8 protein-coding genes are annotated in these 11,955 nt (G+C 70.5%); 7 read left to right on the forward strand and 1 reads right to left on the reverse strand.

The window, feature by feature from the left end:
- Positions 1-503: 503 nt before the first annotated feature.
- Complete coding sequence (gene polA / locus AMK11_RS01110; protein ID WP_073721816.1) at positions 504-3,230, reverse strand: DNA polymerase I; 2,727 nt, start codon at positions 3,228-3,230, stop codon at positions 504-506.
- Positions 3,231-3,362: 132 nt separating this feature from the next.
- On the opposite strand from polA, the gene AMK11_RS01115 reads away from it, so the two are divergent.
- The 7 genes from AMK11_RS01115 to AMK11_RS01145 all read left to right on the forward strand — a co-directional run bounded on the left by AMK11_RS01115 (position 3,363) and on the right by AMK11_RS01145 (position 11,955).
- Positions 3,363-5,642, forward strand: a complete 2,280-nt coding sequence (locus AMK11_RS01115; protein ID WP_073721818.1) for an FdhF/YdeP family oxidoreductase — start codon at positions 3,363-3,365, stop codon at positions 5,640-5,642.
- 84 nt (positions 5,643-5,726) lie between these two features.
- Positions 5,727-6,215: a PaaI family thioesterase gene (locus tag AMK11_RS01120; protein WP_073721820.1), complete on the forward strand. Its 489-nt coding sequence runs from the start codon at positions 5,727-5,729 to the stop codon at positions 6,213-6,215.
- 106 nt (positions 6,216-6,321) lie between these two features.
- On the forward strand, positions 6,322-6,933 hold the full coding sequence (locus AMK11_RS01125) for a hypothetical protein (protein ID WP_241846878.1): 612 nt from the start codon (positions 6,322-6,324) through the stop codon (positions 6,931-6,933).
- On the forward strand, positions 6,930-7,541 hold the full coding sequence (locus AMK11_RS01130) for a Tat pathway signal sequence domain protein (RefSeq protein ID WP_073721822.1): 612 nt from the start codon (positions 6,930-6,932) through the stop codon (positions 7,539-7,541). The genes AMK11_RS01125 and AMK11_RS01130 overlap by 4 nt, the downstream gene beginning before the upstream one ends.
- A 287-nt stretch (positions 7,542-7,828) precedes the next feature.
- On the forward strand, positions 7,829-9,070 hold the full coding sequence (locus AMK11_RS01135; protein ID WP_073721824.1) for a branched-chain amino acid ABC transporter substrate-binding protein: 1,242 nt from the start codon (positions 7,829-7,831) through the stop codon (positions 9,068-9,070).
- Between the two features lie 120 nt (positions 9,071-9,190).
- Positions 9,191-10,123, forward strand: coding sequence for a branched-chain amino acid ABC transporter permease (locus AMK11_RS01140; protein WP_073721826.1), 933 nt, complete (start codon positions 9,191-9,193; stop codon positions 10,121-10,123).
- A 5-nt stretch (positions 10,124-10,128) separates the two neighbouring features.
- Positions 10,129-11,955, forward strand: coding sequence for a branched-chain amino acid ABC transporter permease (locus AMK11_RS01145; protein ID WP_073721828.1), 1,827 nt, complete (start codon positions 10,129-10,131; stop codon positions 11,953-11,955).

An 11,955-nucleotide genomic window follows, 5' to 3' on the forward strand; every position in this document is an offset into this window, starting at 1 on the left:
GCCCGTCCCGGTGCGGTCCGGTGGTGGAGCATGCGTATACCCATGCCCGCATCCTCACGGGAGCCGGGGGCGGGGGGCGCTTTCGCGGGGGCCACCTGAGTGACGGGCCCTGCCGGGCGGGCGGGCGTTCCCCTCCGGGTCGGTGGGCGACCGCGCATGTGCCGGGCGCGGGGGCGCCGGTGAACTGCGTTCCCTCCCGGGCAAAGGACGGCGGTGTACGTGCCGGGCCTGGTCGGCGACGGTTCCGGGCTTCGGCGAGGGCGATGACGCGGCGATGTCAGCGAGCGACGGCGTACGGGCCGGGCGCGGTCGCCGGGCTTGGGCGAGGGCGATGTCAGCGGCGCGGGACGGTGAGCTGGAGGCGTTCGCCGCGAGCGCGCAGCCCCGCGCCGCTCCCCCGCCTCCCTGCCGACCGACCCCGTCCGCCGGCCACCCGCCCACCGTCCGTCCGCCGTGCCCCGGCGAGCGGCGACCGGCGACCGGCGACCGGCGACCGGCGCAGGCTAGTGCGCTGCCGACTCCCAGTCCGGGCCCGCGCCCACCGAGACGCCCAGGGGGACCCTGAGCTGCACGGCGTCGGCCATTTCGCGGCGGACGAGTTCCTCCGCCGCCGCGCGCTCGCCGGGGGCGATCTCCAGGACGATTTCGTCGTGGACCTGGAGCAGCATGCGGGAGGTGAGGCCGGCCTCGCGCAGCGCCTTGTCCACATTGAGCATGGCGATCTTGACGATGTCGGCTGCCGTGCCCTGGATCGGCGCGTTCAGCGCCATGCGTTCGGCCGCCTCGCGGCGCTGGCGGTTGTCGCTGTTGAGGTCGGGCAGGTAGCGGCGGCGGCCGAAGAGCGTCGCCGTGTAGCCCGTCGCCCGTGCCTCGTCGACGACCCGGCGCAGATAGTCCCGCACGCCGCCGAACCGCTCGAAGTAGGCGTCCATCAGGCCGCGGGCCTCGGCCGCCTCGATGTTCAGCTGCTGGGAGAGACCGAAGGCCGACAGACCGTACGCCAGTCCGTACGACATGGCCTTGATCTTGCGGCGCATCTCCGCGTCGACCGCGGACTGCTCGACGGAGAAGACCTGCGCGGCGGCGGTGGTGTGCAGGTCCTCGCCGGAGGTGAAGGCCTCGATCAGGCCGGCGTCCTCGGAGAGGTGCGCCATCACGCGCAGCTCGATCTGGCTGTAGTCGGCCGTCATCAGCGACTCGAAGCCCTCGCCGACGACGAAGCCGCGGCGGATCGCCCGGCCCTCGTCGGTACGGACCGGGATGTTCTGCAGGTTCGGGTCCGTGGAGGAGAGGCGGCCGGTCGCGGCGACCGTCTGGTTGAACGTGGTGTGGATGCGGCCGTCGGCGGCGATCGTCTTGATCAGGCCCTCGACCGTGACCCGCAGCTTGGCCTGCTCCCGGTGGCGGAGCATGATGACCGGCAGTTCGTTCTCGGTCTGCGCCGCGAGCCACGCCAGGGCGTCCGCGTCCGTGGTGTAGCCGGTCTTGGTCTTCTTGGTCTTCGGCAGGTTCAGCTCGCCGAAGAGGACTTCCTGGAGCTGCTTGGGCGAGCCGAGGTTGAACTCGTGCCCGGCCGCCGCGTGCGCCTCCTTCACCGCCTGCTGCACGGCGCCGGCGAACATCTGCTCCATGGCCTGGAGGTGCTCCCGGTCGGCCGCGATACCGTGCCGCTCCATGCGGGCCAGCAGGGCGGACGTGGGCAGCTCCACGTCGCGCAACAGGTCGGCGGCGCCGACGTCCGCCAGGCGGCCCTCGAAGGCCTCGCCCAGGTCGAGGATCGCGCGGGCCTGCACCATCAGGGCCTCGGCCTCCGCGCCGTCGTCCGCGCCGAAGGCGAGCTGGCCGTCGGCCGCGGCGGCGGGCGCCAGCTCGCGGTGCAGGTACTCCAGGGAGAGCGCGTCCAGGTCGAAGGAGCGGCGGCCCGGCTTGACCAGGTAGGCGGCGAGCGCGGTGTCCATGCCGACGCCGGCGACGCTCCAGCCGTGCTCGGCGAAGACGCGCATCGCGCCCTTGGCGTTGTGGAAGACCTTGGGCCGGTCCGGGTCGGACAGCCAGGCCGCGAACGCCGCCTCGTCGGCCTCGTCCAGCTCCGTCGGGTCGAACCAGGCGGCCTTCCCGTCGGCCGCGGCGAGCGCGACCTCGGCGACCGAGCCGGTGCCCAGCGCCCAGGTGTCGACCGTGGCGACGCCGAGGGGCTGCGTGCCGTGCCCGGCGAGCCAGCCGGCCACCTCGCCGGTGCCCAGCACGGTGCCGTCTAGCTCCACGCCGTCCGCCACGACCGGGGTCGCCTCGGCCTCCTCGGCGCCCGGGTCGACGGCGTACAGCCGCTCCCGCAGGGACGGGTTGCGGATCTCCAGGGTGTCCAGGATCACCGCGACGCCCTTGCGGTCGTACGCAGTCCGCTCCAGGTCGGTGACCGTCTTCGGCAGCTCGACCCGCCGCTCCAGCTCGGTGAGCCGGCGGTTGAGCTTCACGGACTCCAGGTGGTCGCGCAGATTCTGCCCGGCCTTGCCCTTGACCTCCTCGACGCGCTCCACCAGCTCCGCGAAGGACCCGAACTGGTTGATCCACTTCGCGGCCGTCTTCTCGCCGACGCCCGGAATGCCCGGCAGGTTGTCGGACGGGTCGCCGCGCAGGGCCGCGAAGTCGGGGTACTGGGCGGGGGTCAGCCCGTACTTCTCGAAAACCTTCTCCGGCGTGAAACGGGTCAGCTCGGAGACACCCTTGGTCGGATACAGCACCGTGGTGTGCTCGCTGACCAGCTGGAAGGAGTCCCGGTCGCCGGTGACGATCAGGACGTCGAAGCCCTCGGCCTCGGCCTGCGTGGCGAGCGTGGCGATGACGTCGTCGGCCTCGAAGCCCTCGACGGCGAAGCGCTGCACGTGCATGGCGTCGAGCAGCTCGCCGATCAGCTCGACCTGCCCCTTGAACTCGTCCGGGGTCTTGGAGCGGTTCGCCTTGTACTCGGTGAACTCCTGCGACCGCCAGGTCTTGCGGGAGACGTCGAACGCCACCGCGAAGTGGGTCGGCGCCTCGTCACGCAACGTGTTGGCCAGCATCGACGCGAAGCCGTAGATCGCGTTGGTCGGCTGGCCCGTCGCGGTCGTGAAATTCTCCGCGGGCAGCGCGAAGAACGCGCGGTACGCCAGCGAGTGCCCGTCCATGAGCATCAGGCGCGGACGGTCGCCGCCGGAGGTGTTGTCGGTCTTCTTCGCTGCTGTCTCTGCCACGTCCCCGATCCTGCCACGGACCACTGACACTCGGCCCCGCGCTCGCCGTCGGCACGGCCGGGCTCCCTCACTGTCACAGGGACGTGCGAGGATCGGAGACGTACCTCACACGCGTAAGCGAAGGAGCGCGCGATGGCCACCAAGCCGCCCACGGGTGATCCGGTCCAGGACGCCCCGCAGGTCACCGAACCCCAGCACGCGGCGGCGGGCATCCCGGCCATCGGCCACACCCTGCGGATCGCGCAGCGGCAGATGGGCGTGAAGCGCACCGCGCTGACGCTGCTGAGCGTCAACCAGAAGGACGGCTTCGACTGCCCGGGCTGCGCCTGGCCCGAGCCGGACCACCGGCACAAGGCGGAGTTCTGCGAGAACGGCGCGAAGGCCGTCGCCGAGGAGGCCACCCTGCGCCGGGTCACCCCGGAGTTCTTCGCCGCGCACCCCGTGGCCGACCTCGCCACCCGCAGCGGGTACTGGCTGGGCCAGCAGGGACGGCTCACGCACCCGGTGTACCTGCCGGAGGGCGGCGAGCGCTACGAGCCGGTGACCTGGGAGCGCGCCTTCGACATCGTGGCGGAGGAGATCGCCGCCCTGGACTCGCCCGACGAGGCCGTCTTCTACACCTCCGGACGCACCAGCAACGAGGCCGCGTTCCTCTACCAGCTCTTCGCCCGTGAGCTCGGCACCAACAACCTGCCCGACTGCTCCAACATGTGCCACGAGTCGTCCGGCTCGGCCCTGTCCGAGACCATCGGCGTCGGCAAGGGCAGCGTCCTGCTCGAGGACCTCTACAAGTCGGACCTGATCATCGTGGCCGGCCAGAACCCGGGCACCAACCACCCGCGCATGCTCTCCGCCCTGGAGAAGGCCAAGGCCAACGGCGCGAAGATCATCAGCGTCAACCCGCTGCCCGAGGCGGGGCTGGAGCGCTTCAAGAACCCGCAGACCCCCAAGGGGCTCACCGCGGGCGCCGCGCTCACCGACCTGTTCCTGCAGATCCGCATCGGCGGCGACCAGGCCCTGTTCCGCCTCCTCAACAAGCTGATCCTGGAGACCGACGGCGCGGTCGACGAGGCGTTCGTCGAGCAGCACACCCACGGGTACGAGGAGTTCGCCGAGGCCACCCGCGCCGCCGACTGGGAGGCGACGCTCACGGCGACCGGCCTCACCCGCGCGGAGATCGAGGAAGCCCTGCGCATGGTGCTCGCCTCGAAGCGCACCATCGTGTGCTGGGCGATGGGCCTGACCCAGCACAAGCACTCCGTGCCCACCATCCGCGAGGTCGTCAACTTCCTCCTGCTGCGCGGCAACATCGGCCGTCCGGGCGCCGGCGTCTGCCCGGTGCGCGGCCACTCCAACGTGCAGGGCGACCGCACCATGGGCATCTTCGAACGCCCGGCGCCCGCCTTCCTGGACGCCCTGGAGAAGGAGTTCGGCTTCGCCCCGCCGCGCGAGCACGGCTACGACGTCGTACGCGCCATCCGCGCGATGCGCGACGGCGAGGCGAAGGTGTTCTTCGCCATGGGCGGCAACTTCGTCTCCGCCTCCCCCGACACGGAGGTCACCGAGGCGGCGATGCGCCGGGCCCGGCTCACCGTGCACGTGTCGACGAAACTCAACCGCTCGCACGCCGTCACGGGCGCCCGCGCCCTGATCCTGCCGACGCTCGGCCGCACCGAGCGGGACCTCCAGGGCGGCGGCGAGCAGTTCGTCACCGTCGAGGACTCCATGGGCATGGTGCACGCCTCCCGCGGCCGGCTGGAACCGGCGAGCGCCCACCTGCAGTCCGAGCCGGCCATCGTGTGCCGGCTGGCCCGCCGGGTGCTGGGCGAGCGCAGTGCCACGCCCTGGGCGGAGTTCGAGAAGGACTACGCGACGATCCGCGACCGCATCGGGCGCGTGATCCCCGGCTTCGAGGACTTCAACGCGCGCGTGGCCCGCCCCGGCGGCTTCGCCCTGCCGCATGCCCCGCGCGACGAGCGCCGCTTCCCGACGGCGACCGGCAAGGCCAACTTCACCGCGGCACCGGTCGAGTACCCCGAGCTGCCCGAGGGCCGGCTGCTGCTGCAGACGCTGCGCTCGCACGACCAGTACAACACCACGATCTACGGCCTGGACGACCGCTACCGGGGGATCAGGAACGGCCGCCGGGTCGTCCTGGTCAATCCGGAGGACGCCCGCGGGCTCGGCGTCCGGGACGGCGCGTACGTCGACCTGGTCGGCGAGTGGAAGGACGGTGTGGAGCGGCGGGCGCCCGGCTTCCGCGTCGTGCACTACCCGACGGCCCGGGGCTGCGCGGCGGCGTACTACCCGGAGACCAACGTCCTGGTGCCCCTGGACGCCACCGCGGACACCAGTAACACCCCGGCCAGCAAGTCCGTCGTCGTCCGTCTGGAACAATCGGCGACCGACTGAGCGTTTGCTCAGAGGTGTCGGCGGTCCGCCCCACGGGCCGCCCGGCGCCCACCGCAGATCGAGCGACGAAACGGAGCCGGGCCCATGGGCGAGCAGCAGCAGGTGCAGTTCCCGCAGGAGGTCATCGACGAGTACGCCGTGCTCGGCGTCGACCTGCCCGCACTCTTCTCCGCCGGGCACCTCGGGACGCGCATGGGCGTCCAGATCCTCGAAGCGTCGGCCGACCGGGTCGTCGGCACCATGCCGGTCGAGGGCAACACCCAGCCGTACGGGCTGCTGCACGGCGGCGCCTCGGCGGTGCTGGCCGAGACGCTGGGGTCGGTCGGCTCGATGCTGCACGGCGGCGCCTCCAAGATCGCCGTCGGCGTCGACCTGAACTGCACCCACCACCGCGGGGCCCGCTCCGGTCTGGTCACCGGGGTGGCCACGCCGGTGCACCGGGGCCGGTCTACCGCGACGTACGAGATCGTGATCAGCGACGAGCAGGACCGCCGCGTGTGCACCGCCCGGCTGACCTGCCTGCTGCGGGACGTGAAGCCGGGCGACGGGGCGCAGGCCGGCGCGAGGGCCTGAGCGGCGCGACGGCCCGACGGGCGCACGGCCCGACGTGTGCACGGCCCGGTCGGCGCTTCGCGCGCACGGCATTGCTCCCGGCCACCCGGCGCCCTAACTTCGGGGCATGGGACGGGGAGAGGCCCCCTGGCCGGGGGCGACGGCTCGGCGGTTCCGCTTCGCCTCCGCACGGACCCCGTCCACGCGGATCACGTCCACGGCACGCGTGCCCCGACGGCGCGCGCCCGCGCGGCTCGCGCCCGGACGCCCGGTCCCCCCACGGCCGACTTCCCGGCGCACCGGGCCCTTCCGGGTCATCCCCGCCCTGCTCGCACTGGCGCTGAGCCTGCCGACCGGCGCCCTGGCCACCGCCTGCGGCAACTCCCGCACCACCGGGACCCCTTCCGCCGTCGCCACGGAAGCGACCGCGCCACTGCCCGCATCCGCATCGGCATCCACATCGGCTCGGCGCAGCCTCTCCCCCACGGAGTTGTGCACGACCGCCGTCCGTTACTGGGCCCGCCGGGCCCTCGACGGTGCCACCCCCTACGGCGACTACCAGTCGATGGGCCTGTCCAACCGTCAGTACGGCATCCTGCGCGAGGTCGTGGACGCCGCGCAGGCCGCGAAGCGCGACCGGGGAAGCGGAGCCGCACAGACACTGATCGACCGTCAGGCCCAAGCCGGGTGCGCCGAGCAGTACCGCGACGGCGTCCCGGCCGACGGACCGTGGCAATGACCGGCACCGGCCCCGTGGAGCCGGGCGAGGGCACCCGCGCCCGGGACGCCGCCGACGCTCCCCGGCCACCCGCCCGGCCGCGTGGACGCCTGGCCCGGCGCTACGCCGACCACCGCCGGGCCGTCCTCGCCACCGCCGCGATCCTCGCCGTACTGGCGGGCAGCGGTTACCTGTACGCGAGCCGGCCACGGCAGCCGGCCCCTCCCCCGCCGCCGTACCCGGTCCACGCGGTGGACCTCGTCTACCTGGACGCGGTGCCCGGCCCGGGCGGCGCCGATCCCGGCGCCTTGAGCTTCGCGGTACGGCTGAGCGTGCGGTCCGGCCCGCCCGTCACCGTGACGCGTCTGGACCAGCCCTACGAGGGCCTGTCGATCACTTCGTCGCCCGCGGCACCTTTCCAGACAAAGTCGCATTCGGCCCGCAAGATCATTGTCACGCTGAGGGTGACGGAATGCGAAAAAGCACCCCGGAACCTCGGCTTCCCTTTCCTGGATGTAACACTGCGTAATACGCGCGCAATCCAGGCCCACAGTTTCATCCTCGGATCAGACTATGCACAGGACCTCTCCGAGGCCCTCCGGATCGCCTGCAGCAACGAATCCAGGTAATCACCAAAACGCCCCAGACACCTGAACTCGCCCGGCCAGTCCTGCGGGTTCTCATCATGCGGACAGGGCGAATCGGCCGGAATTCCGCCCTTCTTCCCAGCCAGTACCGCTCTGCATTACCCCGTGTCATAACAAGAGCGTCACAGCCTGAGTCAGACCCTCCTCCACGTTCCCCACACACGCTTAGAGTCACGGCCAGTCACCGCGCAGTCGGATTGTCACTTCGGCCCAGCGTTCGACTCGGCCGCTTCCACGGGGACGCGGCTGCGCCAGGGAAAGGACTGATCGTGCGTCAACGTTCGCTCATCGCCATCACCGCCGCTCTGGCAGCGGGAGCGCTCACCCTCACCGCCTGCGGCTCGCGCGACGACGACGGCGGCTCGGACTCCGGCAACGGCGGCAGCGGTGGCGGCACCACCGTCGTCATCGGCGTCGACGCCCCGCTGACCGGCGACCTGTCCGCCATGGGCCTCGGCATCAAGAACTCCGCCGACCTCGCCGCGAAGACCGCCAACGAGGAGAAGTACGTCGACGGCATCACCTTCAAGGTCGAAGCCCTCGACGACCAGGCCCAGCCCTCCGTCGGCCAGCAGAACGCCACCCAGTTCGTCGCCAACGACGAAGTCCTCGGCGTCGTCGGCCCGCTGAACTCCTCCGTCGGCGAATCCATGCAGAAGGTGTTCGACACCGCCAAACTGGTCCAGGTGTCCCCGGCCAACACCGGCCCTTCCCTCACCCAGGGCCCCGACTGGCGCACCAAGAAGGAACGGCAGTACGACTCGTACTTCCGCACCGCCACCACCGACGCCATCCAGGGCCCGTTCGCCGCGCAGTACGTCTACAACGACTTCAAGAAGAAGAAGGTCTTCGTCATCGACGACAAGAAGACCTACGGCGCCGGCCTCGCCGCCACCTTCACCGACGAGTTCAAGAAACTCGGCGGCCAGGTCGTCGGCACCGAACACATCAACCCGGACACCAAGGACTACTCCGCGGTCGCCACCAAGGTCAAGAACTCCGGCGCCGACGTCGTCTACTACGGCGGCGAATACCCGCAGGCCGGCCCGCTCAGCAAGCAGATCAAGGCCACCGGCGCCAAGATTCCCCTGGTCGGCGGCGACGGCATCAAGAGCGCCGACTTCATCAAGCTCGCCGGCGCCTCCGGCGTGGGCGACCTCGCCACCTCCGTCGGCGCCCCCGTCGAAGACCTCCCGTCCGCCAAGGAATTCGTCGCCAATTACAAGGAAGCCGGCTACAAGGAGCCCTTCGAGGCCTACGGCGGCTACTCCTACGACTCCGCCTGGGCGATCATCGAAGCCGTCAAGACAGTCGTGGAGAAGAACGACGGCAAGCTCCCCGACGACGCCCGCACCAAGGTCATGCAGGCCATGCAGAACGTCTCCTTCGACGGTGTGACCGGCAAGGTCTCCTTCGACGAATTCGGTGACACCACCAACAAGCAGCTCACCGTCTACGCCGTCAAGAACGGCACCTGGAGCCCCGTCAAGTCCGGCACCTACACCGGCTGACCAACCGGCACGACGCCCGCACCACCGAAGAGCCGCGCGGGGCGCTGCACCACTGGCGCCCCGCGCACTCACGCATCCGGCCACATCCGTCGAACATCCGAAAGTCTCGGAGGACATGCGGTGAACGAACTGCCGCAGCAGCTGGTCAACGGCCTGCTACTGGGATCCATGTACGGGCTGGTCGCCATCGGCTACACAATGGTCTACGGCATTGTCCAGCTCATCAACTTCGCCCACGGCGAGATCTTCATGACCGGCGCCTTCGGCGCACTCACGGTCTACGTGTACATCCTGCCCGACGGCACCTCCATGCTGATCGCCCTGCCCCTGATGATCATCGGCGCCGTCATCGTCTCCGTGACCGTCGCCGTCGGGGCGGAACGGTTCGCCTACCGCCCGCTGCGCGGCGCACCCCGGCTCGCCCCCCTCATCACCGCCATCGGCCTCTCCCTCGCCCTCCAGCAGGCGATCTGGGCCTGGTACCCCGAAGCCAAATCCGCCCGCACCTTCCCCCAGATCGACGGCGGCCCCTTCCACATCGGCAACGTCACCCTCCAGACCGGCGACATCTTCGTCTTCACCGCCGCCCCCATCAGCATGGCCATCCTCGCCTACTTCGTCATGCGCACCCGCACCGGACGCGGCATGCAGGCCACCGCCCAAGACCCCGACACCGCCAAACTCATGGGCGTCAACACCGACCGCATCATCGTCATCGCGTTCGCCCTGGGCGCCGTCTTCGCCGCCGTCGGAGGCGTCGCATACGGCCTCGAATACGGCCAGATCGACTTCAAGATGGGCTTCATCCTCGGCCTCAAAGCCTTCACCGCCGCCGTCCTCGGCGGCATCGGCAACATCTACGGCGCCATGATCGGCGGCCTCGTCCTCGGCGTCGCCGAAACCCTCGCCACCGCCTACATCGCCGACGTACCCGGCCTCGACCAGTTCGGCAGCCAGTCCTGGGCAGACGTCTGGGCCTTCATCCTCCTCATCCTCGTACTGCTGTTCAGGCCACAAGGACTGCTCGGCGAACGCGTTGCGGACAGGGCGTGACACCAATGACCACACAGACCACCGCACCCAAGACCACCGACGCGTCCGCCGCCCGCGACACCACCGGCCTCATCGGCATACCCCCGCACATAGGACGAGCCCTCGCCACCGGCGGCGGCGCCCTCACCGCCGCCTCCACCTTCCTCGCCTGGACCTGGACCGCCGAATTCCCCGGCGACCTCACCGTCTACGGCTACCCCGGCGGCCTCCAAGTCCTCGTACTGATCGCCGGCGCCCTCACCGCCCTGTTCGGCCTCGCGTCGTACGACATCAAGGGACTGCGCTGGCTCGTACCCGCCGGCGCCGACGCCGCCCTCAAATTCGCCGCCCTCGCCGCCTTCGCGACCACCTGGTACACAGTCATCGCGATCAGCGCCCAACTCGGCGGCCTCGTCAACCTCGAACCCGGCGGCTACATCGCCGCAGCCGTCACCCTCACCACCCTCCTCGGCGCACTCGCCCTCCCCTTCGAACGCCCCGCACCCGACCCCTTCGACCCCGACGACACCGGCTGGGAACAGTTCAAACACACCACCTCCCAGAACTGGCAGACCATCAGGGCAGCCTTCACCACCGGCACCCCCCGCCCCGCCCGCCCCCTGCCCTCCTACGCCGAAATCCTCATCATCGTCGGCATCCTCGCCGCCGCCCTGACCGTCTTCACCTACGGCATCGGCACCGAATACGACGAACTCTTCATCGGCTTCCTCATCGTCGCCGGCCTCGGCTTCACCGCCCTCCACCGCGCCGGCCTCATCGCCCAAGCCACCGAAATCACCGCCCGACACCAGTCCATCACCATCTGCGGCGCCTTCATCGCAGCCGCCTGCTTCCCCTTCACCCAGTCCGACGACCGCTACGCCACCCTCGGCGTCTACATCCTGATCTTCGCCACCGTCGCCCTCGGCCTCAACATCGTCGTCGGCCTCGCCGGCCTCCTCGACCTCGGATACGTCGCCTTCCTCGGCGTCGGCGCCTACGCCGCCTCCATGGTCTCCGGCTCCCCCAGCTCCCCCTTCGACCTCCACCTCCCCTTCTGGGCAGCCGTCCTCGTCGGCGCCGCCGCCTCACTGATCTTCGGCGTCCTCATCGGCGCACCCACCCTGCGCCTCCGCGGCGACTACCTCGCCATCGTCACCCTCGGCTTCGGCGAAATCTTCCGCATCACCGCCAACAACCTCGACGGCACCTCAGGCCCCGACGTCACCAACGGCTCCAACGGCATCTCCTCCATCCCCGACCTCAACGTCCTCGGCTTCGACATGGGGACCTCACACGACATCGGCGGCTTCACCATCGGCCGATTCGCCAACTACTTCTTCCTGATGCTCATCATCACGGCCGTCGTCGTCCTCGTCTTCCGACGCAGCGGCGACTCCCGCATCGGCCGCGCCTGGGTCGCCATCCGCGAAGACGAAACCGCCGCCCTCGCCATGGGCATCAACGGCTTCCGCGTCAAACTCATCGCCTTCGCCGTCGGCGCCTCCCTCGCCGGACTCGCCGGCACCGTCCAAGCCCACGTGACCTACACCGTCACCCCCGAGCAATACCTCTTCGCCGGCACCACCCCACCCAACTCCGCCTTCCTCCTCGCCGCAGTCGTCCTCGGCGGCATGGGCACCATCGCCGGCCCCCTCATCGGCGCCGCACTGCTCTTCCTCATCCCCAACAAACTCCAGTTCCTCGACGACTACCAGCTCTTCGCCTTCGGACTCGCACTCGTCCTGCTCATGCGCTTCCGCCCCGAAGGCCTCGTCGCCAACCGACGCCGCAAGCTGGAATTCCACGAAGAAGCCGACGCGCCCACCACCCTGAGCAAGACAGGGGCCTGA

It is taken from the genome of Streptomyces sp. CB02414, assembly GCF_001905385.1.
Lineage (GTDB): Bacteria > Actinomycetota > Actinomycetes > Streptomycetales > Streptomycetaceae > Streptomyces.

What these genes read in the sequence shown, in the direction of transcription:
- AMK11_RS01115 (WP_073721818.1), top strand. Translation starts at nt 3,363, where the DNA reads ATGGCCACCAAGCCGCCCACGGGTGATCCGGTCCAGGACGCCCCGCAG.
- AMK11_RS01120 (WP_073721820.1), top strand. Translation starts at nt 5,727, where the DNA reads ATGGGCGAGCAGCAGCAGGTGCAGTTCCCGCAGGAGGTCATCGACGAG.
- AMK11_RS01125 (WP_241846878.1), top strand. Translation starts at nt 6,322, where the DNA reads ATGGGACGGGGAGAGGCCCCCTGGCCGGGGGCGACGGCTCGGCGGTTC.
- AMK11_RS01130 (WP_073721822.1), top strand. Translation starts at nt 6,930, where the DNA reads ATGACCGGCACCGGCCCCGTGGAGCCGGGCGAGGGCACCCGCGCCCGG.
- AMK11_RS01145 (WP_073721828.1), top strand. Translation starts at nt 10,129, where the DNA reads ATGACCACACAGACCACCGCACCCAAGACCACCGACGCGTCCGCCGCC.